The 25,704-nt window shown below is 56.3% G+C and carries 19 protein-coding genes and 3 tRNA genes; 7 read left to right on the top strand and 15 right to left on the bottom strand.

Features of this window, described 5'->3' with window-relative positions; translation table 11 throughout:
- Positions 1-40 precede the first annotated feature (40 nt).
- The 4 genes from rlmM to PAGR_RS04810 form a co-directional block, all read right to left on the bottom strand.
- A complete protein-coding gene (gene rlmM, locus PAGR_RS04825; protein WP_013026966.1) occupies positions 41-1,141 on the bottom strand; it encodes a 23S rRNA (cytidine(2498)-2'-O)-methyltransferase RlmM in 1,101 nt (366 codons plus the stop codon).
- Positions 1,134-1,529 carry a DUF423 domain-containing protein gene (locus tag PAGR_RS04820; RefSeq protein ID WP_014605150.1) on the bottom strand — a complete coding sequence of 132 codons (396 nt, stop codon included), beginning with the start codon at positions 1,527-1,529 and terminating at the stop codon, positions 1,134-1,136. Before PAGR_RS04820 ends, rlmM begins: the two co-directional genes overlap by 8 nt.
- 50 nt (positions 1,530-1,579) lie before the next feature.
- Positions 1,580-2,497 (bottom strand): transcriptional regulator GcvA, encoded by a 918-nt coding sequence (locus tag PAGR_RS04815; RefSeq protein ID WP_014594466.1) that lies wholly within the window; start codon positions 2,495-2,497, stop codon positions 1,580-1,582.
- A gap of 336 nt (positions 2,498-2,833) precedes the next feature.
- Entirely contained in the window at positions 2,834-3,055 is a 222-nt protein-coding gene (locus PAGR_RS04810) for a YgdI/YgdR family lipoprotein (protein ID WP_013026969.1), read from the bottom strand.
- Between the two features lie 211 nt (positions 3,056-3,266).
- Between PAGR_RS04810 and csdA the strand changes: the two genes are divergently transcribed.
- Both csdA and csdE read left to right on the top strand, forming a co-directional pair.
- Positions 3,267-4,475, top strand: a complete 1,209-nt coding sequence (gene csdA, locus PAGR_RS04805; RefSeq protein ID WP_014594467.1) for a cysteine desulfurase CsdA — start codon at positions 3,267-3,269, stop codon at positions 4,473-4,475.
- A 2-nt stretch (positions 4,476-4,477) separates the two neighbouring features.
- Positions 4,478-4,927, top strand: a complete 450-nt coding sequence (gene csdE, locus PAGR_RS04800; RefSeq protein WP_014594468.1) for a cysteine desulfurase sulfur acceptor subunit CsdE — start codon at positions 4,478-4,480, stop codon at positions 4,925-4,927.
- Here csdE and tcdA read toward each other — a convergent pair.
- Both tcdA and mltA read right to left on the bottom strand, forming a co-directional pair.
- A complete protein-coding gene (gene tcdA / locus PAGR_RS04795; RefSeq protein WP_014594469.1) occupies positions 4,924-5,724 on the bottom strand; it encodes a tRNA cyclic N6-threonylcarbamoyladenosine(37) synthase TcdA in 801 nt (266 codons plus the stop codon). The two genes, csdE and tcdA, sit on opposite strands and share 4 nt — an antisense overlap.
- A gap of 49 nt (positions 5,725-5,773) precedes the next feature.
- Positions 5,774-6,922, bottom strand: a complete 1,149-nt coding sequence (gene mltA, locus PAGR_RS04790) for a murein transglycosylase A (RefSeq protein ID WP_014605149.1) — start codon at positions 6,920-6,922, stop codon at positions 5,774-5,776.
- Positions 6,923-7,126: 204 nt separating this feature from the next.
- Here mltA and PAGR_RS04785 point away from each other — a divergent pair.
- The 4 genes from PAGR_RS04785 to dsdA all read left to right on the top strand — a co-directional run bounded on the left by PAGR_RS04785 (position 7,127) and on the right by dsdA (position 9,002).
- Positions 7,127-7,203, top strand: a tRNA-Met gene (locus PAGR_RS04785).
- Positions 7,204-7,264: 61 nt separating this feature from the next.
- Positions 7,265-7,341 (top strand) — tRNA-Met (locus PAGR_RS04780).
- A 60-nt stretch (positions 7,342-7,401) separates the two neighbouring features.
- Positions 7,402-7,478, top strand: a tRNA-Met gene (locus PAGR_RS04775).
- 195 nt (positions 7,479-7,673) lie between these two features.
- On the top strand, positions 7,674-9,002 hold the full coding sequence (gene dsdA / locus PAGR_RS04770; protein ID WP_014605148.1) for a D-serine ammonia-lyase: 1,329 nt from the start codon (positions 7,674-7,676) through the stop codon (positions 9,000-9,002).
- A 130-nt stretch (positions 9,003-9,132) separates the two neighbouring features.
- Here dsdA and amiC read toward each other — a convergent pair whose 3' ends face one another.
- Positions 9,133-10,377, bottom strand: coding sequence for an N-acetylmuramoyl-L-alanine amidase AmiC (gene amiC / locus PAGR_RS04765; RefSeq protein WP_013026975.1), 1,245 nt, complete (start codon positions 10,375-10,377; stop codon positions 9,133-9,135).
- A 233-nt stretch (positions 10,378-10,610) separates the two neighbouring features.
- Between amiC and argA the strand changes: the two genes are divergently transcribed.
- Positions 10,611-11,939 (top strand): amino-acid N-acetyltransferase, encoded by a 1,329-nt coding sequence (gene argA, locus PAGR_RS04760; RefSeq protein WP_013026976.1) that lies wholly within the window; start codon positions 10,611-10,613, stop codon positions 11,937-11,939.
- 34 nt (positions 11,940-11,973) lie between these two features.
- Here the strand turns inward: argA and recD are convergent, their stop codons facing one another.
- The 8 genes from recD to PAGR_RS04720 all read right to left on the bottom strand — a co-directional run bounded on the left by recD (position 11,974) and on the right by PAGR_RS04720 (position 25,518).
- A complete protein-coding gene (gene recD / locus PAGR_RS04755) occupies positions 11,974-13,821 on the bottom strand; it encodes an exodeoxyribonuclease V subunit alpha (protein WP_014605147.1) in 1,848 nt (615 codons plus the stop codon).
- The gene (gene recB / locus PAGR_RS04750) at positions 13,818-17,357 is read right to left on the bottom strand and encodes an exodeoxyribonuclease V subunit beta (RefSeq protein WP_014605146.1); all 3,540 of its coding nucleotides are present in this window, start codon (positions 17,355-17,357) and stop codon (positions 13,818-13,820) included. The genes recD and recB overlap by 4 nt, the downstream gene beginning before the upstream one ends.
- On the bottom strand, positions 17,354-20,245 hold the full coding sequence (ptrA, locus tag PAGR_RS04745) for a pitrilysin (protein WP_014605145.1): 2,892 nt from the start codon (positions 20,243-20,245) through the stop codon (positions 17,354-17,356). Before ptrA ends, recB begins: the two co-directional genes overlap by 4 nt.
- A gap of 101 nt (positions 20,246-20,346) precedes the next feature.
- Positions 20,347-23,724, bottom strand: coding sequence for an exodeoxyribonuclease V subunit gamma (gene recC / locus PAGR_RS04740; RefSeq protein ID WP_014605144.1), 3,378 nt, complete (start codon positions 23,722-23,724; stop codon positions 20,347-20,349).
- Between the two features lie 112 nt (positions 23,725-23,836).
- On the bottom strand, positions 23,837-24,163 hold the full coding sequence (locus PAGR_RS04735; protein ID WP_230957768.1) for a prepilin-type N-terminal cleavage/methylation domain-containing protein: 327 nt from the start codon (positions 24,161-24,163) through the stop codon (positions 23,837-23,839).
- Positions 24,123-24,527: a DUF2509 family protein gene (locus PAGR_RS04730; RefSeq protein ID WP_014605142.1), complete on the bottom strand. Its 405-nt coding sequence runs from the start codon at positions 24,525-24,527 to the stop codon at positions 24,123-24,125. Before PAGR_RS04730 ends, PAGR_RS04735 begins: the two co-directional genes overlap by 41 nt.
- Positions 24,524-25,051: a prepilin peptidase-dependent protein gene (locus PAGR_RS04725; RefSeq protein WP_014605141.1), complete on the bottom strand. Its 528-nt coding sequence runs from the start codon at positions 25,049-25,051 to the stop codon at positions 24,524-24,526. Before PAGR_RS04725 ends, PAGR_RS04730 begins: the two co-directional genes overlap by 4 nt.
- On the bottom strand, positions 25,048-25,518 hold the full coding sequence (locus PAGR_RS04720; protein ID WP_013026984.1) for a prepilin peptidase-dependent protein: 471 nt from the start codon (positions 25,516-25,518) through the stop codon (positions 25,048-25,050). The genes PAGR_RS04725 and PAGR_RS04720 overlap by 4 nt, the downstream gene beginning before the upstream one ends.
- Positions 25,519-25,704: the final 186 nt, after the last annotated feature.

The raw sequence follows: 25,704 nt of genomic DNA, 5'->3' as shown, positions 1-25,704 counted from the left end.
TGGTCAACCGATCGGGCACCATCGCGCCCGATCGGTTCGATTAGCGCTCGTCGCGACGGCCACCGACCGCGGCCCAGATACGACGAATATGCACCGTTACTTCTTCACGATCGTGGTAGAGCTGGCGTGCGCGAATTTGCGCATTAATGCCATTTTCCGTGAGGCGCTGCTCGATCATGGCCAGATTCTGCGTGACTTCTTCATACCGCTTCTTCATGGGCAGCTTCAGGTTGAAAATGGCCTCACGACACCAGCCATTCACCAGCCAGTCCGCCATCAGATTGGCCACGCGAGCCGGTTTTTCCACCATGTCGCAGACCAGCCAGCTGATATTGGTGCGCGGTGGGCGGAAGCGGAAACCGTCTTCGCGTTCGTGAAAGACCTGTCCGGTATCCATCAGACTCGGTGCCATGGGGCCGTTATCCACGGCGTAGACCATCATGCTGCGCTGTACCAGCTGATACGTCCAGCCGCCAGGGCAGGCGCCCAGATCCACCGCATACATGCCGCTGGCTAACCGCTCATCCCACTCGTCGGCGGGCACAAAAACGTGGAAAGCCTCTTCCAGCTTAAGCGTTGAACGGCTTGGCGCATCAGAGGGAAACTTAAGACGCGGAATGCCCATATAAAAGGGGGAATTGTTTTCTGGCAGCGAATAGCCCACGTAACAGGTACCGGGAGCAATAAAGAACACGTGCACGACCGGGCGTTTTGGGCTCTCGTAATTAAGCAGAATTTTGCTCTCACGCAGGCTGGCACGCAGGGGAACGGTAAACTTGCGGCAGAATTTGGTGAGCTCTTTTGCTTCATTGGTGTCAGGCACCTCAACACGCAGCTCGCCGCCTTTCTCGACCACACCGCTTAACATGCCAACGATCGGCGAAATACGATCGTCCTGGGGCAAGTCACGCAGCAGCTCGCCGACAACCAGCATCTGGCGGGCGAAAATCAGGGTTTCAAATGGCAGTTCCCGAATCAGCCTTTCCGCATCGGGCTGCTGATAGCATTCAAACAGCACATAACCGGCATCTTCTTTTACCCGTGGAAAGCCGTAGACGTTACGCTCTGCTGCTTTCGCACTAATCTCTGCCGCACACTCTTTTTCAAAGCCGGAGCGGCAATACAGTAAAACTTTATTCATGGCGTTCTGCCTTGGTTTTAAGACGCAGTGCGCCAATCAACATCAATAGCCAGCCGACGAGGAAGAATAGGCCTCCGACTGGCGTGATAAATACAAAAAACGTTAAATGCGACAGCGCCAGTGAATAGAGGCTGCCGCTAAATAATACGGTTCCCAGCGCCATAGACGCACTGCTCCAGTAAAACCAGATGTTACAGCGATACAGCATTGCCGCACCCAGCCCCAGTACAGCCAGCGTATGGTAAGCCTGATATTCCAGCCCGGTGTGAATCCAGGCCATTTCAGTGGCTCCCAGCGTTTTGTTCAACACGTGAGCACCAAAAGCACCAAATGCCACCAGGAAAAAGCCGCTGATGGCCGCAAAAATAAACATGGCACGTCTGGACATCAATCTATCCTCAAGGTGCGTTTGCAGGTCCCTGCAAAAAAATCAAAAAGTTACTGATCATAACGAAAGCGGAATTTTTCTTGTTCGGTTGCCGCTTTAGCGAGGATCCACTGTCGAAAGGCGGCTATTTTACCCAGTTCTGCCTGGCTGTCATGACAAACCAGATAAAAAGCATTTTTGCTCACTAAAACGTCATTAAACGGACAAATCAACCGCCCCGCTTCGATTTCGCTCTGCGCCATAACGTTATTGGCCAATGCCACGCCCTGACCATGAATCGCCGCCTGCAACACCATGGCGCTGTGACTGAAGATGGGGCCCTGTTGAACGTTGATATGCTGAACGCCGAGCTGGCGAATATAGGATTGCCAGTCACGACGCGACGCATCATGCAGTAGAGTAAAGCGAGCAAGATCCATAGGGGTTTTAAGCGGATTTTCCCCGGTCATCAACGCCGGAGAACAGACCGGCAGCAGGTATTCTGCGTAGAGTTTTTCCACCCGTAAGCCAGGCCAGTTGCCCCGACCATAGAAAATCGCCACGTCCACATCGTCGGCCAGTTTCTCCTCATCGCGGTCAACGGCCTGGATACGGACATCGATTCCCGGATAAGCCAGATTAAAGCTGGAGAGGCGCGGCACGAGCCATTGAATGGCAAAACTCGGCAGTAAACTGACCGTGAGCGCGCCTTTGGCACTGCGTGCCTGCAGCTTGCGCGTGGCTTCATTCAGGGCAGAGAAGATTTCTTTAATGTCCAGATAGTAGCTTTGCCCCTCTTCCGTGAGCAAAAGCGAACGATTCCTCCGCCTGAAGAGCTTTAATCCCAGAAAATCTTCCAGTGATTTGATCTGATGGCTGACGGCAGCCTGGGTGACAAACAGCTCTTCAGCCGCTTTGGTAAAGCTTAAATGGCGTGCTGCGGCATCGAAAACCCGCAGTGCATTAAGGGGAGGAAGACGTTTTGACATGGTTATCCATAGCCAGCCTGGCAAAAAATACGCGAACTAATACAAAGGCTTTACGTATTAGAATTTATAATCCGAGACATTATAAATTGTCCGTTGATGAAGCTCCAGCAAATACCTATAGTTGCGCTACTTCCTGAGCCGGAACGAAAAGTTTTTGGATTTGTGAGTGAGTTCGCAGATTTTCTGAAAGCTTTTGGCTTGTGGTCGTGATGTTGTGTTTGCAATTTTGGTCTGACCTTTACAGATCAAGCTTTTTTAATTCCTGTAGATTTACCCTGTCTGTCCATTGTGATATTGAGTAGCACCGCAAATTGCGGTGCTTTTTTTATGGGCTGATTACTTCATTTCAACCATTTCTTTCACATCTGAACGGTTAATCTGCTGCTCATTGCCATTCGCATCTTTATAGCTGATCATACCTGTGTCAGTATCGACCTTTGGTTTGCCTTCAGCGACGATAGTGCGTCCATCATTGGTATGCATCACGTAGTTGCTTGAACAGGCAGCCAGGGTAAAGGCCATTGTACAAATGGCCAGCATTGCGGCGAGTTTTTTCATCTTCTATCTCCTTGCAGATTGATTGCACCAAACCCCCCGCGTTACGCTGACCAAAGAAACGGTCAAGTGCGATCGACTGTAAGTAGGTCGTCTCGCCATGCGGGTTAAGTTTATACCTTGCAATACTCAGCATAACCCGCTTTTCCAGCTTTGCCAGACAGACAGCCATCTTTCAGCCTGGACCTGAAAATTAACAACCTGTGAGCCACGTATGAGCGCCTTCAACCCTTCTTCATTTCGTCAGCAGTTTCCTGCGCTAAACGATGCCGGTGTCTATCTTGACAGTGCCGCCACCATGCTGAAACCGCAGACGGTGATAGACGCGACGCAGCAATTCTACAGCCTGAGCGCTGGCACCGTTCACCGGAGCCAGTTTGCTGCTGCCCGCCAGTTAACGGAGCAGTACGAACAGGCGCGTAGCATGGTGGCACACTGGCTGAATGCCGCCAGCGATCGCCAGATCGTATGGACGCGCGGCACCACTGATGCGATAAACCTGGTGGCGCATGGCTGGTTAGCGCCGCGTTTACAGCCTGGCGATGAGATAATTGTCAGTGAGGCAGAACATCATGCGAATCTGGTGCCCTGGCTGATGGTTGCGCAGGCCAGTGGCGCGCGGGTGGTGAAATGGCCGATTGGTGCCGATCGCCTGCCGGATATCTCACTGCTGCCTGCGCTGATTAACAACCGGACCCGGCTGCTGGCGGTCGGGCAGATGTCTAACGTGACCGGCGGCTGTCCCGATCTAGCGCAGGCCATTGCGCTGGCCCACGCAGCAGGCGCAAAAGTCATGGTGGATGGCGCTCAGGGCGTGGTGCATTGCCCACCGGATGTGCAGGCGCTGGATATTGATTTTTATGCTTTTTCCGGCCACAAGCTCTACGGGCCAATGGGCATTGGCGTGCTGTACGGAAAAGCGGAACAGCTGGAAGAGATGCTTCCCTTACAGGGCGGCGGAAAGATGCTGACACAGGTCGATTTTACCGGCTTTACGCCGCAGCCCGTTCCCTGGCGTTTCGAGGCGGGCACACCCAACGTTGCTGGCGTTACCGGGTTAAGCGCCGCGCTCGGCTGGCTGAAGCAGTTGGATATGCGCAAAGCCGAGATGTGGAGCCAGCAGCTTGCCAGCCTGGCCGAGGAGCAACTGGCTGAACTGCCCGGCTTTCGTAGCTTCCGCTGTGGCAGTGCCAGCCTGCTGGCCTTCGACATTCAAGGCATTCATCACAGCGACATCGTGACGCTTCTGGCCGAGCACGGTATCGCCCTGCGGGCGGGTCAGCATTGCGCTCAGCCATTGATGGCGGCATTGGGCGTTGACGGCACGCTGCGCGTTTCGTTTGCACCTTATAATAATCTTCAGGATGTCGATGCCCTGCTGCGCGCCATGCGCAGCGCCATCGATCTGTTATCGGAGTTTTAATAATGAACACACCGCTGTTAGCGCCTCACCCATTCGGCGCTGAAATCACCACGGCTGATTTACAGGCTACCTTCTCCCGCTTTCATCAGTGGGAAGATCGCTACCGGCAGCTGATTTTACTGGGACGGCAGTTACCCGGGTTGCCTGACGCGTTAAAAACAGCGGATATCGAACTGAGCGGCTGCGAAAACCGCGTCTGGTTCGGCAGTCAACTGGGAGAGAAGGGTACCCTGCACTTCTATGGAGACAGCGAAGGTCGTATCGTGCGCGGTCTGCTGGCCGTGTTGCTAACCGCCGTTGAAGGCAAGACGCCAGCTCAGTTGCTGGCGTCCGATCCGCTCGATCTGTTTGAGGCGCTGGGCCTGCGCGCTCAGCTTAGCGCATCACGCAGCAGTGGCCTGAAAGCGCTGGCTGACGCCGTGCGGCAGAGTGCCCAACGGTATCAGGGTTAAGCCTGGCGCGCCGCGCGCGCCAGAAACTTCTTCAGGGCATGGGATACCGCAACAAAGCCGAAGGTGGCCGTCACCATCGTTGCCGCGCCAAACCCGGATTCGCAGTCCATTCTTTTCGGCCCTTCTGCCGTACTGCGTGAGGCGCAAACCGTGCCATCCGCCTGCGGATAAACCAGCGCCTCAGTAGAAAATACGCAGTCAATGCCCAGCTTGCCTTTGCTGTTCTTCACGACACCAAACTGTTTAAGGCGCTCGCGCAGTTTGGCCGCAAGCGGATCCTGGATCGTTTTGGCTAAATCGGTGACCTGAATTTGTGTCGGATCGATCTGGCCGCCTGCGCCACCGGTAGTGACCAGCGGGATCTTGTTGCGCCGACACCAGGCAATCAGCGCGGCTTTGGGCCGCACGCTATCAATGGCATCAATCACGTAATCGATATCGCCCGTCAGCAGGGTCGCCGTGTTTTCCGGCGTAATAAAATCATCAATGCACACCACTTCACAATCAGGATTAATGGCGCGCAGGCGATCCGCCATGACTTCCGTCTTGGCTTTACCCACGTTGCCATGGATCGCATGTATCTGACGATTGGTATTGGTGATGCAGACATCGTCCATATCGATCAGGGTAATCCTGCCGATACCGGTGCGTACCAATGCCTCTGCAGCCCAGGAACCTACGCCACCAATCCCAATGACGCAGAAATGCGCATCCGCAAACCGCTGCAGAGCCTGCTGGCCATAAAGACGTGCCGTGCCACCAAAGCGCTGGTGCCAGGCATCGTTTAACACTTTCATAGTCAAACCTGTTACAGAGTGCGGGCCAGAACGCCCGCCACATCAAAAATTAGTTAGCACCCAACAACAGGGTGCCGTTGTTGCCGCCCTGCGCATTGCTGAACAGCGGCTGACCGGCGCCAGGGGCAGATTTAAGCACCCATACGCGTCCATAATGGTTATAGAAACCGGCAAGATGAGCGGCATCCGGGCCCACGCCCTGATAAATGTCGAAGTGCTGGCCTTTGATGGCACCGCCAACATCCAGCGCCACCATCATTCGCATCTCATATTTACCGTTAAATTTCCCTTTTTCATTTAACTGCGGCACTTCTGCCAGCAACACCGTTCCGGCAGGAATCAGTGAGCGGTCTGATGCCACAGAAGCTTTCGCCACCAGCGGTACAGCGCTGGCACCGCGCACCGGCACATAGTCTTCAGGTTTGAAAAACACAAATGAAGGGTTGGTTTCTAACAGCGCACGCACTTCCTGCGGAGAATGCTCGTCAGCCCACTGGCGAATCGCCTGCATGGACATGTCTTCTCGCTTCACTTCGCCACGATCGATCAGCTCTTTACCGATGCTATGATAGCCCCAGCCGTTTTTTCCGCCATAACCAAAAAAGCGCATTGGACGCCCGTCGCCAAAATCAACGTAGCCGCTCCCCTGTACGTCCATAATAAAGTTATCGATGAGTGAATTACTCCAGGCAATCACATAGCGATCGTCCAACCCACCACTATATATAGAAGCACGGCTTGGCAGCTTTTGTCCGCGCTTACGTGGCGGCATCCGGTAAATGGGATACTGGAACTCACCCTGACGGGTGTAACGTGCCTCAACGACTGGCGTGTAGTACCCGGTGAACTGCACGTTGCCGTAGTTGTCTGTGCCTTCCATCTGAAACGCGTCCAGACCAAACTGGCGCAGCTGGCGCGTGTCGCCGCCGGCTATCAGCCAGTTTTCTACCGCACTGTAAGTACTGTTGTTGCGGAGAAACAGGCCAGAGGAGGCAGACTGAATCTGCCGGACCTGTTCACCAAAGTCCCGGCCGTTAACCGGGCGGCCTTTAGCATTAGGTTGATTGACCAGCGCAAGGGGCTGATCCAGTTTGCCGTCTTTATATTGCTGACCCCGATCGGTTGGCTTACCGCTACAGCCAGCCAGCAGCGCTAAAAATGCGCCAGTAAGTGCGTACTTCGCCCAACGTCCTTTCATCTTCATCTCTTTTTATAACTGTTCGCCACGCGACGATAGCAAAGCCGTCATCAGAATGAAATCCATCCTGTTTCGTCATAACGGATATCGGCGCAATAAATCACCAAATGGAGGAATCCTTCATCAATTAACAGCAAATTTAGCCTTTTAGGGCAAAAAGGGGTTGCAACAATCATCGTGCGGAGTATAGTGCGCATCCACGGACGCGGGGTGGAGCAGCCTGGTAGCTCGTCGGGCTCATAACCCGAAGGTCGTCGGTTCAAATCCGGCCCCCGCAACCAATTCTTCTGTGATTTTGCTCATACAGAAGAGACAATGTGAAAGTCGCTATGCGCAATCGGACGCGGGGTGGAGCAGCCTGGTAGCTCGTCGGGCTCATAACCCGAAGGTCGTCGGTTCAAATCCGGCCTCCGCAACCAATTTTCTGTGATTTTGCTCACACAGAAGAGACAATGTGAAAGTCGCTATGCGCAATCGGACGCGGGGTGGAGCAGCCTGGTAGCTCGTCGGGCTCATAACCCGAAGGTCGTCGGTTCAAATCCGGCCCCCGCAACCACTTTAAACACCTGAAAGGGTGTTTTTTTGTTTCTGAAATTCGCTCAACCGCCAGTGTAGTCACCTCTCCTTCTCTTCCTCTTTTTAAGCTGTTCTCGCGTTTGCCACTCAGACAGAACCCTGTTCAGGCCGCAGCTATTGCTCTTGCCGCTATATTTCTGTTTTGATGATTCATTCGGACATCACAAGGTCTGCTATGAATAACCACAATATTGCTGCACTGACCACTCAGTTTCCGCAGGTCGCGGATTTAATTGCGCTCAATGAAACCACCTGGTTTAATCCCGCCACGACCACCGTCGCAGAAGCCTTACCCCATGTTGGCCTGACGGCCCAGGATGTTGAAGAGGCGCATGCACGCCTGAACCGGTTTGCACCTTTTCTGGCACAGGCCTTTCCTGAAACGGCCGCCACGGGAGGAATTATTGAGTCGGAGCTCGTAGCCATACCGGCGATGCAGGCGCGGCTACAAAGGGAATACGGACAACACATTGCGGGTACGCTGCTGTTGAAGAAAGACAGCCACCTGCCAATTTCTGGCTCAATCAAAGCGCGTGGTGGGATTTATGAAGTGCTGACCCATGCCGAGAAACTGGCACTGGATGCAGGTTTACTGACCCGGGAAGAGGATTACAGCAGGCTACTCTCGCCTTCGTTCAGGCAATTTTTTAACCGGTACAGTATTGCCGTGGGCTCAACCGGTAATCTTGGCCTGTCGATTGGCATCATCAGCGCCCGTCTTGGCTTTAAAGTTACCGTGCATATGTCGGCGGACGCCCGCGAATGGAAGAAAGCCAAACTACGCAGTCACGGCGTCACGGTAATTGAGTATCAACAGGATTATGGCGTAGCGGTAGAGCAAGGACGTAAAGCGGCAGAGTCCGACCCGGACTGTTTCTTTATCGACGATGAAAACTCCCGCACCCTGTTTTTAGGTTATGCCGTTGCCGGGCAGCGCCTGAAGGCTCAGTTTGAACAGCAGGGCCGCGTGGTTGACCGCCATTATCCGTTATTTGTGTATTTACCCTGCGGCGTGGGCGGTGGCCCCGGCGGCGTCGCCTTTGGTCTGAAGCTGGCTTTTGGTGAACACGTTCACTGCCTGTTCGCCGAACCCACCCACTCTCCCTGCATGTTGCTGGGCATCTGCACGGGTTTGCACGAGGGTATTTCGGTACAGGACATCGGCATCGACAATATCACGGCAGCCGATGGACTGGCGGTCGGACGCGCTTCCGGCTTCGTTGGCCGGGCCATGCAGCGCCTGCTGGACGGGCTCTATACGCTTGACGATCAAAGCCTGTACGACATGCTGAGTTGGCTGGCGCAGGAAGAAGACCTGCGGCTGGAGCCCTCGGCCCTCGCCGGTATGGCTGGCCCCCAGCGCGTCTGCAGTGCCACAGCTTACCTGCAAATGCACGGTTTTACCGCGGCGCAGTTAGGTCAGGCGACACATCTGGTCTGGGCAACGGGCGGCGGAATGGTGCCGGAAGACGAAATGGCCCGTTATCTGGCAAAGGGGCGCTGAGCACCCGGCGGCCTCTGAACAGCAGGCCAACCTGCGCGGCCTGATCCTGAAGCCGCGTGGGATCGCTTTCCGGTCCTGGTGTCTCAGCAGGCCAGGAAAATGCGCCAGCGGCCGTTTTCCTGAGGGTTACTCAGCGATGAGCCAGTGCGACACCGCTTTTAAAATAGGCTTTGATTCCTTCCAGGATCGCCTCTGCCACCTGATGCTGATAGCGCGTGGTGCGCAACTTACGCTCTTCTTCAACATTACTGATAAAGGCCGTCTCCACCAGAATAGAGGGAATATCTGGTGCCTTAAGCACGGCAAAACCGGCCTGATCCACGGTGCGTTTGTGCAGGTGATTGATGCGCCCCATGCGGTGCAGCACTTCTTTACCAAACTTCAGGCTGTCATGGATCGTCTGGCGCTGCACCATATCAAACATGGTGTGATCCAGATAGCGATCTCCACTCATGCTGACGCCGCCAATCTGATCGGCTTCGTTCTGGGTTTGCGCCAGGAAACGCGCCGCCGCAGAGGTCGCGCCGCTGGTCGACAGCGCAAACACGGAAGAACCGCGCGCGGCCCGGCTGGTGAACGCATCGGCATGAATTGAGACAAACAGGTCGGCACGTTGCTTGCGTGCTTTAGCAACCCGCACCCGCAGGGGAATAAACACATCCTCGTTGCGGGTCATGTAAGCCTTCATGTTGTGCTCTTTTTCGATCAAGGTTTTCAGCCGACGGCCAATCTTCAGCACGATATCCTTTTCACGTGTTTTATGTTTACCGTGGGCACCGGGATCTTCACCGCCATGCCCGGGATCGATCATGATGATGATCGGGCGATCGCGTCCCGCTTTACCGGGCAGAGGCGCCTGAACGGCCTCATTTTTTTCCAGATCGCCCTGATTGTAATCTTTAAGTAATGCCAGAAGCGGATCATCTTCAACGCTATCCTGGCTGGGATAGAGATCGACCACCAGTCGGTGTTTGATCGTGGACACCGGGTCAAGGCTGAAGATTTTAGGGGACACGTTGCGTTTCAGTTCCAGTACGACGCGCACGGTATTGGCATCAAACTGCCCCACTCTGGCGCTTTTAATAAAAGGATCGTCAACACGCACGTGCTGATTCACGCCCTTAAGGACTGAGTTAAGATGCAAGCCATCGATATCAATGACCAGGCGGTCAGGGTTCGTCAGGGCAAACTGCTTGTACTTAAGCGCGACGTTAGACTCCAGCGTCATACGCGAGTAAGTGGAAGAGGGCCAGATGCGGACCGCTAAAATATGGCTGGTCGCGGCCATACTCACACCGCTGACGCTGAGCAGTAACAGCGCCCCTGTACCTTTTAATAATCGTCTACGTGAAACCAGGGGATTACCTTCCGACATGCCACTCCAGCTGTTATATAGTGTTTAAAAAAACGGCAGCCAAATAAAATGGCGGCGAAAACTTTATCCAATCCTGCAGGCAATGTCACCCCGGAAACCCCAAATAATGCAGGCTGTTAGCGGCTTTGGCACCAAAAAAAACGTAAATTATCGTCAGGATTAGCGCTTGCAAAACGATGGCTAAAGGCATAAAAATACACAAAATACGAATAAACATTCACTGAGGGTTAGCCGTGAAGGAACGTAGTACCGAACTGGTTCAGGGTTTTCGCCACACCGTTCCCTATATCAATGCGCATCGGGATAAGACATTCGTCATCATGCTCGGCGGTGAAGCCATTGAGCATGAGAATTTCTCCAGTATTGTCAATGATATCGGCTTGCTGCATAGCCTCGGTATCCGTCTGGTCGTGGTGTATGGCGCGCGCCCACAGATTGATGCCAGCCTGGCGGCACATCAGCTGGAACCGGCTTACCACAAATATACCCGTGTGACCGATGCTCAGTCGCTGGAACTCGTCAAACAGGCCGCAGGCCGGCTGCAGCTGGATATCACGGCCCGGCTCTCAATGAGCCTGAACAACACACCTTTGCAGGGCGCGCACATTAACGTGGTGAGCGGTAACTTCATTATTGCTCAACCGCTCGGCGTGGATGACGGGGTGGATTACTGCCACAGTGGACGCATTCGTCGTATTGATGAAGAGGCCATTCATCGTCAGTTGGATAACGATGCCATTGTGCTGCTTGGCCCGGTGGCGGTGTCGGTGACGGGTGAAAGCTTTAACCTGACGTCTGAAGAGGTTGCCACCCAGCTCGCCATTAAGCTCAAGGCCGAAAAGATGATTGGCTTCTGTTCTGAACAAGGCGTGATCGATCGTGAAGGCAATATTGTCTCGGAGCTCTTTCCTAACGATGCGCAGGCACGTATCGATGAAATGGAAAGCGACGGTGATTTTCTTTCAGGTACCGTGCGTTTTTTACGGGGCGCGGTAAAAGCCTGTCGCAGTGGCGTGCGCCGCAGCCATCTCATCAGCTATCAGGAAGACGGTGCGCTGCTGCAGGAGTTGTTCTCGCGCGACGGCATCGGGACGCAGATTGTGATGGAGTCGGCCGAGCAGATCCGCCGTGCCACCATCAACGACATCGGCGGTATTCTGGAGCTGATTCGCCCGCTGGAGCAGCAAGGCATTCTGGTACGTCGCTCACGTGAGCAACTGGAAATGGAGATCGATAAATTCACCATCATCCAGCGCGATAACCTGACCATCGCCTGTGCCGCGCTTTATCCGTTTATGGATGAAAAGATTGGGGAAATGGCCTGCGTCGCAGTGCATCCGGACTATCGCAGTTCATCGCGTGGCGAGTTGCTGCTGCAGCGCGTCGCGCTTCAGGCTCGGCAAATGGGGCTGGAAAAACTGTTCGTGCTGACTACGCGCAGTATTCACTGGTTTCAGGAGCGCGGTTTTACGCCGGTGGATATTGAGTCGCTGCCAGAAAGTAAGAAAGAGATGTACAACTATCAGCGCCGCTCAAAGGTGCTGATGGCGGATTTAACCTGACAGTTACCGGGCGGCAGCCATGCCGCCCTTGCTGTTACGCCTGCCCGGCCGCCCCTAACCTTTCCACCAGCCCGCTTCGCCGCTGCGTTTGCAGCTGTACGGCGCGGTCAAATATTGCACGATCGCTGTAAAGCGTCAGTTGACTGCGCGCACGCGTAATTGCGGTATAAACCAGCTCGCGGGTCAGCACCGGCAGAAACTGGGTCGGCATGACCAGCGCGGTATGGTCAAACTCCGATCCCTGCGACTTGTGTACCGTCATAACCCAGGCGGTTTCATGAGACGGCAAACGGCTGGGCTGAATCGCTTTCACGCTGCCGTCTGGCAACGGAAAAAAGACTCTGAGCTGGCCTTCCTCATCGCGTAGAGTAATACCGATATCGCCGTTAAACAGCCCCAGTGCGCTGTCATTACGGGTGATCATTACCGGCCTTCCCGCATACCAGCGGCTGCCCAACGCAGGACGTCTGATGCGCTGCAGCTGCATCAGGCGTTGCTCAATGCGCTGATTCAGCCCGTGCACGCCAAAGGGCCCTTCACGCAGGGCACACAACAGCTGATAACGGCTGAATGCGTTAATAACCTGCTCTGGCGTAGCCTGATGCTGAACGGCATGCAGATAATCGCTATAACCCCGCGCTACCTCGTCCAGCATAGCCTGATAAGCGTCGCCGTCGTTCAGCGGCTGAAAAGAAACATCCTGGTGTCCGGCGGCAAAAATCGCGCTCATCTGGCGCGCATCGCCCTGGTTCACCGCCCGTGCCAGCTGACCTATTCCGGACTTTTCATCAAAACGATAGCTCTGTCGCAGCAGGCAAATGCTGTCGCGAACGGCTGGCGCGGCCTCAACATCGTCGCCTGTGAGCGTGCAGCCGGTCAGGGCCGTCAGCTGTGCAGCCCGTGACGGGCTAAATCCTGTTTCGCTGCAGCGGCAAATATCCCCCAGCACGGCGCCCGCCTCCACCGAAGCCAGCTGATCGCGATCGCCCAGAAAGACCACGCGCGCATGCTGTGGCAAGGCAGAGATCAGTTTTGCCATCATGCTCAGGTCGACCATTGAGGCCTCATCGACCACCAGTACATCCAGATGCAACAGGTTGCCCGCGTGATAGCGCAGACGCTGCGTGTCCGGTTGTGCACCCAGCAGGCGGTGCAGCGTCGTCGCTTCCGCAGGGAACCGGGTGCGCTCTTCCTCGCTCACGGCCAGTCCCTGTAGAGCTTTACCCAGCGACTCCGTTAAACGGGCCGCGGCTTTGCCCGTGGGCGCCGCCAGCTGTATGCGCAGCGGCACCGTATTCAATCGGATTAGCGCAGCCAGCAGCTTTGCCACCGTGGTGGTTTTACCGGTTCCCGGACCACCTGAAATCACGGCGGTTTTTCGCGTCAGCGCCACGGCTGCGGCAATCTTTTGCCAGTCGTCAGGACGGCTGCCAAACAGGCTGGTCAGTACCTCGCTGGCCCGGTGCGCATCAAATGTTCCTTCGTCGGGCTGCAACGAAAAAAAGCGCGCAACCTGCCCTTCGCTCTGCCACAAGCGATGCAGATACAAACGCTCATGGCTCAGCACCAGCGGGGTGACGGCACTGCCATCACTGATTGCTGACCAGCCCGCCAGTGCAGCATGCACATCGTCCGGCGCGCCTGCGGCCTGCCACAGTGCCTGGGCCAGGGCCGGCTGACGCCCCGCAAAGAGTCCGGCCTCGCTCAGATTAGCCAGCGGCAGACAGACGTGACCTTCTCCGGCATCGGCACTGACGCAGGCCGCTGCCAGCAGCAGAAAAGGCTGGGCGTCGTCCGCAATCAAGCGGGCAAACTGTATATCCAGAGGTCGCAGTAAACGCTTTTCGACTGCCTGGAGCAGTAAGGCGTTTATATCACTCATAACATTTCCTCTGTATTGCCAAACAGCCTGTCCATTTCATCAATAAACGCCGGGTCGGGTCGGGTGGCGAAAATGCCGTTGTCGTCCGGGCTGCCATCGACGCCACGCAGAAACAGGTAAAAGACGCCGCCGAAATGCTGTTGGTAGTCATAGCCTGCCAGACGGTGCTGGAGATAACGGTGCAGCGCCAGGGTATACAGCTGGTATTGCAGATCGTAGCGGTGGTCGATCATCGCCTGCTCCATCGCCTCGGGCGTGTATGCGGCACGACTTTCCCCCAGCCAGTTCGATTTATAATCCAGCAGATAGTATTTTCCCTGCCAGCGGAACACCAAATCAATGAACCCTTTCAACATGCCTTTCACCTGGCGGAAATCCAGTGCCGGACCGCGCTGCGACAGCGGATCGTACCGGCGTACCAGCGCATCCAGATCGGTCGCGGTCAGCAGGTTATTGATCGGGAGATAAAATTCCATTTCAATCAGCCGGTCGCGGCTGTTAATACTGGACAGCGTTACGCCTTCCTTGTTAAGCGGCGTTGTCAGGACGCGCGCAATCCACTGCTGAATGACCGGAAGCCAACTGAGTGAATACCCGTTTTGCTGGAGCTGATCTTCCAGCCACAGCGCCTCTGGCGGTTCGGTGAAATCGATTGATTCAAACAATCCGTGGAGAAACGTCCCGGGTGCCGCACCGCGCGGAAAATGGTGCGGCGTCAACAGGGTATCCTCTTCGTCTGCCGTTTCGCCTGCGGCGTCGATATCAAATTTAGGCAAGGCGTCCAGCAGCGGTGAGCTACCGTGCTGCTGCAAACCCGAATAACTGGTGACGCGCCAGCTGTCGGCCAGCGCTCGCGTCATTTCCCGACTGCTCAGCGCATCGTTGCTGCCCAGGCCTTCATGCCAGATCGCCCCGGGCTGGAGCGCGCTGCTGATAACCTCAATTCCCGCGCCCTCAAGCGCCTGCAGATGCTGACTGAGCTGCGCGGCATCGGCGATTTCGCCGCGCTGCACCAGGAAACCGAGCGCGCTTTTGTGCAAGTCGCTTTCACCCGCTTTTTTACGCGCGCCCTTAATCAGCGGTGCAATACCTACGCTGCAGTGGTGAACCGAACGGGTCAGTGCCACGTAGAGCAGGCGTAAATCCTCTGCCAGGCGCTCCTCTTCTGCCAGCGTCAGGCTGTACTCATCCCCCTGCACGTCCAGCATCGCAGCAAAGCTTTCACGATCGTGATACAGCGCACTGGCGGCCTCGCGGAATCCGGCGGCAAAGGGCAGCCAGACCAGGGGATACTGCAATCCTTTCGATTTATGAATGGTGACGATTTGCACCAGATGACGATCGCTTTCAAGACGCAGTTGCTGACTGGCCGCCTGGCTATCGGGGCGGGCAATTTGCTGTGCCAGAAAACGCACCAGCGCATGGGTGCTGTCGAGCTGAACCGCCGCTTCCTGCAGGAGTTCACCCAGGTGCATCAGATCGGTTAAGCGCCGTTCGCCATTGTCTGATGCCAGCATATTTTCGGCCAGTTGCCGCGTGATCATCACGTCGCGCAGCATGGGTAAAACGCCGCGCTGATGCCAGATTTGCTGCCAGCTGACAAACTGCTCCACCAGTGCATCCCAGTGGCGTTCGTTCTGCGCCAGCGCGTCCAGTTCGGCGGCATCAATAGCAAAGATGGACGTCGCCAGCGCGCTGCGCAGCAATCGCTCCTGTTCAGGTGACTGAACCGCCTGCAGGAGCCATAACAGTTCACGCGCTTCCGGCGTGGTGTAAACGCTGTCGCGGCTGGAAAGATAAACGGAGGGAATCGACAGGCTGTTTAGCGCATCGCGGATCAGGCTGGCCTCGTTACGGCTGCGCACCAGCACGGTAATGTCCGATGCCTTAACCGGCTGCAGGGCATCGCCTTTACCAATCAGCGCCTGCCCCTGCTGTCCGGCTACCAGCCAGCGGCTGATATCCGCGGCACACTGCTGCGCCATAAATTGTTGGTAATCACTTACTCCCACACCTTCACCCGGCTGAAGCCAGAAGCGCAGCGCGGGCTGCGGTTGCTGCTGATAAATCAGCTTCAGGGCCTGATTAGGCGCAGCCGGACTGACCGGGAGAAAAGGAATGGAAGAGAACAGAAACGGCGAATCAACCTGTGAAAACAGCCGGTTAACGCTGTCCACCATGTCAGGCGAGGAGCGCCAGTTAGTATCTAATGTGTAGTGAGCACTAACTTCACTACGGGCGCGCAGATAGGTAAAGATATCCGCACCACGGAAGGCATAAATCGCCTGTTTGGGATCGCCAATAAGCAGCAGGGCTAACTCTGGCTGATGGAGATACAGCGTACGAAAGATACGATACTGCTGCGGATCGGTATCCTGGAATTCATCAATCAGCGCGACCGGGAAGCGCCCGCGAATCGTTTCCGCCAGCAGTGCCCCGCCCGGCTGTTGAAGCGCCTCATCCAGACGGCTCAACAGGTCATCAAAGCCCAGTAGTGCGCGCTGACGCTTTTCGCGCTGGACCGCCTCGCGGACCTCGGTCAGGGCCTGCCAGATAATGACGTCTCGCAACGTCAGCGGTTCGGCCAGAAAGCGATCTACCGCATCAAACAATGCATGTTGCGGTGCCTCGCCCTTTTTGGTCTTCTCGTGCAGCACCTGCTGCCCAAAGCGCTCCAGCTCTTTGGGCAGCAGGTAATCAAGCGTGTCATCGAGTGCCCACTGGGTGACTTTAGCCACCCAGTTAGGTAAGTGCTTACTGCTATAACTGCGCTTATCAACACCAGACGCGCTAATGAGCCCTTCCACATCGGCGCTGGCAGCCTGCCACTGCTGCTTAAGGGCGTTAATTCGCTCAAGATTGGCCGCATGGCGGGAGGCCAGCGTTTCCTCTGGGCGAGGTGGGCGCCTGAGCGTCGGTGACTCCCCCTGCAGCCAGGGCCGCAGCGTGGTCAGTAAACTGTCCGGCCCGCTCCACTCCGCCGCAATGACTCTGGCCACATCCAGCGACAGGGGATAACACTGGCGACGCCAGAAATCGGCCGTGGCCTGTCGGAGCAGCGTTTGTTCGTTTTCAATCAGTTCCTGCTCGAACAGCATGCCCGATTCAAAAGCGTTCAGGTTAAGCATGCGCTGACAAAAGCCGTGGATGGTAAAAATTGCCGCCTCATCCATTTGTCGCTCGGCCGCCAGCAGTTGTGACGCGGCCTGGGGCAGGTCTGGGATCTGCTCCATCAGCTGTTGGTGCATGGGGTTATGGCTTTTACCACGCACGCAGGCCAGACGTAGCTGATGGATATTGTCACGGATACGACCGCGCAGTTCAGCCGTAGCGGCTTCGGTAAAGGTCACCACCAGAATCTCTTCGACGGACAGCGGCCTGCGCCAGGCGTTCTCACCGCCCAGCCCTAATAGCAGACGTAAATAGAGCAGGCCGATCGTAAAGGTTTTACCGGTCCCCGCTGACGCCTCAATTAACCGTTCACCGTTCAGCGGCAGCGTTAACGGGTTAAGCGACTCGGGTCTTGACTGCATCATTGGGTTTCACTCTTTACCGGCAGCGACTGCTGCAGTTTGGCGATTTCCTGCCAGGTTCTCCAGCCAGGCAGCGGGGCAAATTCGATTTTACGCTCGCCGCTTCCGGCGATCTGCGACGTCATGGCCATGCCTTTTTTCTGCATCACGGCCTGATGAAAGAAATCGGCCAGGCCGGCAGGCGTAAGCAGCTGGACCTGCTCCATCAGCTTTTGCCGGGTATCGAAATCGTTGTTCTGGCGATCGAAATCGCGGCTGAAACGATCGGCTTCTTCGTTCAGCGTTTGTGGACGCTGTCTGAGATCGTTGAGCATCGCCTGCTGATACTGCGTAAAATCGGCCTGGCTCATCGTACGCAGACGCTGCTCAGCCTGGGGATAAAATGCCTGATAGCGCTGCATCAGATAGGCGGGCTGCTTGCTGTTACTCTGCAACAGAAAACCAATTCCCCACTGACGTCCCACCGGCATCCGGAAGGCAAAGACGGCATAGCCCAGTTGCTCTTCCGTCCGTAGCTGATTGTAAAACCATGGCTGCACGATCTGGCTGAGCATCGCGCTGTTGGCCATGCTCTGGTATTCGTCATAGCCTAAAGGAATATAGAGCGCGGCCAGCGCAGAGTCGGTACTGCTGCCGTGCTGCTCCAGATTCGCCTTTAACGGCTTTTCAACGCTGAGGTAGTTGCTGTGCCAGTAGTGAGTCCCTTTGCACTGCATCTGCTGTTTCAGATCGCGCCCCAACTGCGTGACGCTGTCGGCGCTCAGGTTGCCAACCGCCATCATCTCCGGCGTGGCATTTTTTATTAACGCATCGCGGTAAGCCACCACCTCATCCAGCGTAATGCCGCTCACCAGTTTGCGGCGGGTTTCTCGCTGAGTATAAGGCAGTTGCGACAGGAGCTGCATTGGCTGAATAGCCTGCTCAAAGGCTTTGCCTTTTTCGGCCGCGTCCAGTCGCTCCAGGTACCAGGATTTAGCCTGCTCCAGCTGCGACTCACTGGGCTGGAAGGTGCGGTAACGATCCACCAGCTGTTTAAGCAAGGCGGGCAGACGCTGCGTAAAGCCACTGGCGTTAAAGACCAGACCATCGTTCTCACTGGTCGAAAAGCTGATACCGCCAATGGAGGCCTGTGAGCTCAACTCATCCAGCGCCAGGCTGGCCAGATAGTCATTCAGACCAAACAGCACCTGCTGGCGCGCATCGCTGATGGCCTGCTGGTTTCGCAACGCCACGGTAATGCTGGCTTTGGGCTCATTCGCATAGAACTGGCTTGGCATCCAGTAAATACGCATCCCGAAATCGTTATCTAGCTTTACCGGATGGCGATAGGCCTTCTCTGCGGCAGAAACCAGCGTAAAATCATCGGGAATATAGGGATTCAGCACCGGCATCGCGAGCTGAATCCCGCGCCCGCGCTGCTGCCACTGCGCAAAAGTCTGAGCGCTAATTTTATCTACCTGATAGGGCGCATTGACGAAATAGGCCAGCCTGTTGTGCGGCTCCTGCGGGCTGATATACCAGATGCGCGCCTTCTGCGGCGTCATCTCTTCCAGACGGGCCTGAATCGCCCCGGCATCGTAGCGGTCGGCAAGATAAGGGGCATCCAGCGTATGCTCTACCGGTACCCGCAGCATCGTATCGGCCAGCCACTCGATGTAGTCCATGTTGCGGGTAATGGAGGGATAACGGAAATCCAGCGCCAGAACATGTGAAACTTCGTCGAAGTAGCGACGATCGATGCCTTTTTCGCGCAGCATGGCAATGTAGCTAAAGACGGCCGCCACGACGTCGTCGCGTTGGGCGAGGCCTTTATCGGTGAGTGAGACGCTGATCGTAAAGATGCCGCTGTTGCGCTCGGTAACCGGATCGGCTCCGGCGCTGACGCCATCGGCCAGCCCCTGTTTTTGCAGCCAGTCAGCCAGCGTATTGGGGCTACGGTTGCCAATTAAATAGCCGATGAGCGTGTCCGTTTTACTACGGAAGCGATCGCTGTTATTCGGAATGCGGAACTCAATTTTGAGCTGTTTACGGGGTTGTGCAGGCACATAATGAATAAGAATACCCTGCTGCGCCTCGGTGACAACAGGCTCATTAATCATCGGAACGCTGGCATTGTGGTTAGCCACCCGACCAAAGGTGTCTGCCGCAATGGCGGCCATCTGCGCCAGGGACTGGTTGCTGTAGATAACGGCCTTCATCAGGTTGGCAGAATAGTGGCTGTGGTAAAAGTCCAGCAGCGCCTGATGCAGGTTACTGCCGGGTTTATCTCGCAGGGTTTCAAGATTGCCCCCATAGAAGTGCGCAGCCGGATGGGCCGGATTGATCGTCTCGGCCCCCACTTGGCCCATGCGCAAAGCGTCGCGGGCGCGCGCCATTGTCAGCTCAGCATTGACCGCATGACGTTCCCGATCGGCATTGACCGGATCCAGTAACGGTGCCGCAATGGCGTCGGCCAGGCGATCGACGGCAGGCGCAAGGGCATCGTTTTCCACTTCAAGGTAAAAAGCGGTGCGGTAGGACGCCGTGCTGGCATTGTGGCTGCCACCATGCTTTTTGAGGAAGTCCGCCAGGCTGTCAGGTTCCGGATAACGCGTTGAGCCCATCAGCACCATGTGCTCAAGATAATGTGCCAGGCCAGCCTGTTGCGCAGGATCGTCCAGTGAACCAATCGGCAGGGTTAAAGCCGCCAGCGATTTAGGAGCATCCTTGTCTGACACCAGCAGCACGGTCATGCCATTATCCAGCGTAATAGCCTGATACTGACGCGGATCCTGTTCGCTTTTACCGATGGTACTGTTAACGGGCTGCCAGCCCTGGCCCGTTTCGGCCTGAACCGTAAACGCCACCAGGCTGAACAGAATGGCCAGGATCAAGCGTGCATGTGTGCGCATGTAAACCTCTTACGTTACCCAAAAGCCGCCTTGCCAGCGCATTGGCGGCTGAAAATACAACAAACGTTCGTTGGTGTTCTCATCACCTGCAAAGGTGTGACTTACCGATCGTCCTGATGGGCCTGCAGCACCGGTGAGTACCAGCACGCCGCCGCCTCGGTTATGCGCTGTAGCTGGGATTCGTCCAGTACTCTGCACAGCCGCTGCAAATAGGGATCGCTTCCCTCGCCCTCCTGCTGATACCCCCCCACCCAGGCCGCCAGCAAATTGTTGCGGGCTTTGAGCTGCGTGGCCTCATCACTGAGGAACTGATGGCTTTTCTTATCAAAACAGGTGCTGATCCAGGCGCCCCCGCTTTTAGTCAGGAGCATCAAGGGTTCGCGCATTCCTTGCAGATAACCTTGCATGTAGCGCGCTAACTGGGCCGTGGCGTCATCCGGCGCAACGGCGTGGAAGCACCAGTAGCTCTGCTGGCGGCCAAACATGCGGCTTCTGCCGTTACCGCCCAGTGCACAATAAACTAAATGTTCGAGCCACAGTAATAAACCATCATTGATATTCAGCACGCCTGGCCGCCAGCGCAGTAGCCCGTCACTCTGCACCTGAGTCAGCCAGCCGGACAGGCTGACGCCGTCCAGATCCAGATTGATTTCCCAGCTTTCCCCTTCGCTACGTTGAGAGGTGACGTCTGCCGCCACCTCCTGCATCTCTTCACGCTGAGCCTGCCAGAACAGTTCACCAAACGCGCCATAAGGTAAGTTTCCGGCAGCGCGGTGATGGGCATAAAGACGATCGGTGTCCTCGCCTGTTACCAGTGCATTCAGCAGTTGGGCATTAATCTGGTAACGCTCCAGGCTATCCAGCGCAAAGGGTTCGCTGTCGGGGAGTTCATTTTCTTCAAGCCAGAAACTCACGCCCAAGCGTTGCTGAAACCAGGCCCGCACGGGATGACGCCAGAATCGCAGGAACTGTTCAAGGGCTAATGTCTCTACGGGCGGCGTGAGCAGGGGCTGAACGAAATCGGGCTGGGGCTGACCCGTACCCCGCGCGGCGGGAAGCCATTCGCGGGCAAAACTGTGGGCTGCCGACGCGGGCTGAAAGTTCTCGGGCGCGAACGGCATCCGGCTGTGTAAGTGTTCCAGATGCGACCTGACCCGGCGCGCGCTCTCGTCCAGATCCTGGTCTTCATCGCCTGGCAGATAAAAACTTTGCCCAATATATTCCAGTAATTCTGTGACCAGCACGGACGGATAACGTTCGGTATTGTCCTGTATCGCGCGTCCGATATAGCTGATATAGAGCTGTTGCTGCGCGGAGATCAGGGCCTCCAGAAACAGGTAACGGTCGTCATCACGGCGGCTACGGTCCCCTTTACGCGACTGCTGTTGCATCAGGTCAAATCCCAGCGGCGCCAGGGTACGCGGATAAACGCCATCGTTCATCCCCAGTAAACACACGACGCTAAACGGGATGGAACGCATTGGCATCAGGGTACAAAAGTTGATTTGTCCGGCGAGAAAACGCTGACTGATACGCTGCTGGTCCAGTCGGCCGCGCAGATCGTCGCGCAGCAACACCACCGGAATGGGCTCATCGAAGCGTGCGTCCATGCCGTATTCAATCAACGCCTTCCACTGCTCTTCCACCAGCAGCAGTGCAGCTTCAGTTTCGGGATCGGCCGTAAAGAATGCATTGAGCAGCTCGCGGCACAAAGGCAGCCACGCTTCCAGCGGGCGCGGTTCGGACAGCACCTGACGCCAGTGGTTGAGCCGCGACAGCAGCTCAGCCAGATGACCTGCCAGTTCGGCCACCAGTCCACTTGACTCATCGTAGGGCAGGATGCCCTGCCAGTCGCCATGCTGGCTTTCCATCGCATAGCCAAGCAGCATGCGTTGCAGCCCAAAGCGCCAGGTATGCTGACCGGTAACCGGCAGGGCCAGTGCCTCAACGCTGGCATCATCCAGCCCCCAGCGTACGCCCGATTCGCTCACCCAGCGCCGCAGTAAACGCAGCCCGCTTTCGTCAATCGAGAAGTGGTTCGCTAAGGCGGGCACGTCCAGCAGCGCCAGCACATCTTCGGAGACGAAACGGCTGTCGGGCAGCGCCAGTAAATGCAGAAAAGCCACAATCGCTGGATGCGCCTGACTGGCACGGCGGTCAGAGATGGCAAACGGCAGATAACGTTCGGCCGGAGCATTAGCAAACACGGCCTGAATAAAAGGCGCATAGGCGTCAATGTCGGCGACCATGACAATGATATCGCGTGCTTTTAGCCCGGGATCCGCCTCCATCCGCGCCAGTAAATGATCCTGCAACACTTCCACTTCGCGTTGGGCACTGTGACAAACCTGTATGGCGATGGATCGATCCGCTGGATCCAGACAACGCTTTTGCCCACTGTAGGCCAGTTCGTCGGCCGTCAGACCGATCACGGCCTTGTCCTGCAGATTGAGAAGATCGTGCTGCATGCTGTGCAGCAGGTTGTCTTCCTCTACATCGACAAAGGCGTCAATTTCGCTGTTAAGATCCATCTGGCTGAGCAGGTAAAGGTTATCGCGCCCCAGCTTGCCCCAGGAGGCCAGGAGCGGGTTCGTGAGCTGCTGCTCGCCTTCGTCACTGAACAGCGCAGGCGCACGCGCCACATCGCTAAACAATCCACGATACTCCTCCCGATCGTGGCGGCGACGCTGACGGCTTTGTAACTTCGCCAGAAAAGCATAATCCTGAATGTCGCCCCAGTAGTCGCGGCAGGGATTCGTGAACAGCAGATAGATATCGATATGTCGCCCCAGCGCCTGTAACGCCTGAAGATAGACCGGCGGAAGCGCTGATATGCCGCAAATAAAAACCCGTTCGGGCAGGTTGGCTGGTGGGGTCTGCGTCTGCTCCAGCGTATGGATAAAGCGCGCATAGAGGTTGGCACGGTGCCATTTAGGCTGGCCCAGTTCCTCGGTGTAATTCACTAAGTCACGCCATAGCGCCGCCTGCCAAATCTGGGCATCGCCCAGGCCGTCGATGTGCTGACCCCGCTCCCAACTGTTCAGCCAGTCGGCGCGATAAACCAGATACTGGTCAAACAGGTCAGCGACGCGGGCACTGAGCTGAAACAGTTTGCGCTTGTCACCATCATCGCTCAGGTAATGGCGCAGTGAGGCAAACTCATCCTGTAGCAGCAGCGAGGGTAAACGGTGCATCAGCTTCCAGCTCATGCTGGCTTTGCTAAAAGCGCTTTCGACCGGAATGTCCGGCAGTACGCGAACAAACATTTCCCAGATAAAACTGGCCGGTAGCGGAAATTCAATATTCGCCGCAATGCCAAAGGTGTGCGCCAGCTCCATCTGTAACCATTGCGCCATGCCCGGACTTTGTACCAGCACCATTTCTGAGGCAAAAGGATCGTCAAGCGGATCCAGTTTAATCACTCTGGCTGCCAGGCTTTTGAGCAGATCAAGCTGATTAGAGTGATAAACGTGAAACATGAAAACTCCTGTGGAAAATCAAAACGGCATAGCGACCTCAGAGGATACTCACTCTACCGCGTATCGCATTTCAAGCCTACCAAAAGGCGGGTAAGCATAATGCCCTAACCGCTTAACAGGTTAAACGCATCAGGCTGGCGTGACGTTGATGCGGCCCGCTCACCTCGGCTTTTTCCAGCGCACAGCCTCCCGGACCTTGTGTTTTCTCGAAACGGGATTGCCAGCCTGGCACCTCGTGGCCAAGCAGTCGCTGCTCTGCAACGCGCCAGGCTTCTCGTTGCTGCCACTGCTGACTGAAACCCAGCGTCAACACGCGGTGATACTGAAGCAGAGCGCTGGTGCTCACAGCCATCAGTAGCAGGGCAAACAGGGCTTCCGGCAGGCTGAACCCACGCGCGTCAGAAACATTGCTCTGACGCGGCCAGCGGGCAGTAGTCAATCCAGCCCTGCGGCAAAGGATGAATGGTGCTGCCCTGCACCCGTACCCAGCGCCACAGGGCCATCTCGCCTGTGCGGTCTTCACCTTTAAGTAATCCTTTGTCATCTGCGGTTCTGTGCAGGCAGCTCTGCCAGCCATACTGGTTCTCCTGTTGGCAGATCAACGACGGTTGCTCGGGCCACTGTAAGGTCAGCCCCCACTGCAGCGCCGACTGCGCCTGCCAGAATCCCTGAATGAAACGCTGCTCATCGGCAACCCCGCGCATCCCCTGCGTCAGCATGTCGCGGCTGGCGTGCAGCGTTATGCCGCCTGTCAGCATGATGATTAACACCATCCCCAGCGCGCTGTTGCCCTGCGCCTTCACAAATTCATGCCCTCCACCCAGCGCACCACTGTTTCCTCCTGCTGACCCGTTCGCCCCTGCAGCATTATCCTGACCCGCTGGCCTTCCCGCTGCAGTTCAAGGGCTTCCACAGAGAGAAACGCGGGGTCGGACAAGCGCTCCCAGCCACTGCCATTGCAGTTATCCACACCGCGCTGCATCTCCAGCTGCTTTTGCCGCAGCCGGTAGCCGTAATAGTCGCTTTCACCATGACTGATATCTTCCCAGCGACCGTTGCTGTTCTCATCAAAGCGGATAAGCAGACAGCTCCCGGTTATTGTTAATCCTTCACGGCCACATTCTCCCGGGCAATAGCCTGCCCGTCGCACGGCTTTTTCCAGTGTAGACAACATCTGCTGCAGCTCCGTTTGCAATTGCACCCGCTGTTGCAGACGGAGATTTTCCCCCAACAGCAGCGGCATAAAGCGCCCTGCGCCCACCATCAGTACCGCACTGATGGCCATCGCAATCAGCATTTCCAGCAGGCTAAATCCGGCCACTTTCATTCGCAGCCTGCTTCCTCTGAGGAGCACAGGCGAATCCGCGCCCGTGACGAGATGATCAGCCGGATTCGTCCCGCTGGATTGACCAGCTCAATGCTGCCCGCTCTGGCCACGTTGCGCCGTCCGTAAAAGCCTGGCTCACCGCGTAGCGGCTGCAAGGTCACGCCCGTGTGCGGCGCAATAAAATGCAGGCGTCGGGCGGGATCACAGCCGTTCACCGGCGCATCGCCAACGCCTAAGCACCAGGGCTGCATGGTTCGCGCCCACAGCACAAAGTCGCGGTTTTGCCAGTTGGCCTGAGCCCGTACGCTGAGCAAAAAAAACTGCAGCTGGCGAGCGCTATCCCGTAATTGTTGACGCTGCTGCCAGCGCTGCCAGCCCTGAGTGGCAAACGCGCTGAGAATGCCGACAATCACCATGACAAACAGTAGCTCTGCCAGCGTAAACCCTTTTGATGTTGGTCTTTTCATGGCAACAGCGTGCGATCTGGCGGGCGGGATGGCAATGAGTAAAAGCGGGAACGGGAAGCGGCGCTGCAGACTATTTCAACTGCATGCCGTGTTTGAAGCATCGTTTGAGATCATCGCCGCAAAGCGCTGGGCGGAAAGATAAAAAAAGCCCCAGCATGCAACGTCATACCGGGGCTTATTATCAGG

The sequence above is a fragment of the Pantoea ananatis PA13 genome, from assembly GCF_000233595.1.
Lineage (GTDB): Bacteria > Pseudomonadota > Gammaproteobacteria > Enterobacterales > Enterobacteriaceae > Pantoea > Pantoea ananatis.
This window is presented reverse-complemented; position numbering and strand designations above follow the sequence as displayed.

Bases quoted from the DNA above. Each gene is read 5' to 3' on its own strand.
- PAGR_RS04810 (WP_013026969.1), bottom strand. From the start codon at position 3,055: ATGAAAAAACTCGCCGCAATGCTGGCCATTTGTACAATGGCCTTTACC.
- PAGR_RS04815 (WP_014594466.1), bottom strand. From the start codon at position 2,497: ATGTCAAAACGTCTTCCTCCCCTTAATGCACTGCGGGTTTTCGATGCC.
- recB (WP_014605146.1), bottom strand. From the start codon at position 17,357: ATGATGCAGTCAAGACCCGAGTCGCTTAACCCGTTAACGCTGCCGCTG.
- rlmM (WP_013026966.1), bottom strand. From the start codon at position 1,141: ATGAATAAAGTTTTACTGTATTGCCGCTCCGGCTTTGAAAAAGAGTGT.
- csdE (WP_014594468.1), top strand. From the start codon at position 4,478: ATGAACACACCGCTGTTAGCGCCTCACCCATTCGGCGCTGAAATCACC.
- csdA (WP_014594467.1), top strand. From the start codon at position 3,267: ATGAGCGCCTTCAACCCTTCTTCATTTCGTCAGCAGTTTCCTGCGCTA.
- amiC (WP_013026975.1), bottom strand. From the start codon at position 10,377: ATGTCGGAAGGTAATCCCCTGGTTTCACGTAGACGATTATTAAAAGGT.
- dsdA (WP_014605148.1), top strand. From the start codon at position 7,674: ATGAATAACCACAATATTGCTGCACTGACCACTCAGTTTCCGCAGGTC.
- recD (WP_014605147.1), bottom strand. From the start codon at position 13,821: ATGAGTGATATAAACGCCTTACTGCTCCAGGCAGTCGAAAAGCGTTTA.
- PAGR_RS04720 (WP_013026984.1), bottom strand. From the start codon at position 25,518: ATGAAAAGACCAACATCAAAAGGGTTTACGCTGGCAGAGCTACTGTTT.
- tcdA (WP_014594469.1), bottom strand. From the start codon at position 5,724: ATGAAAGTGTTAAACGATGCCTGGCACCAGCGCTTTGGTGGCACGGCA.
- PAGR_RS04820 (WP_014605150.1), bottom strand. From the start codon at position 1,529: ATGTCCAGACGTGCCATGTTTATTTTTGCGGCCATCAGCGGCTTTTTC.
- recC (WP_014605144.1), bottom strand. From the start codon at position 23,724: ATGTTTCACGTTTATCACTCTAATCAGCTTGATCTGCTCAAAAGCCTG.
- PAGR_RS04725 (WP_014605141.1), bottom strand. From the start codon at position 25,051: ATGAAAGTGGCCGGATTTAGCCTGCTGGAAATGCTGATTGCGATGGCC.
- ptrA (WP_014605145.1), bottom strand. From the start codon at position 20,245: ATGCGCACACATGCACGCTTGATCCTGGCCATTCTGTTCAGCCTGGTG.
- mltA (WP_014605149.1), bottom strand. From the start codon at position 6,922: ATGAAAGGACGTTGGGCGAAGTACGCACTTACTGGCGCATTTTTAGCG.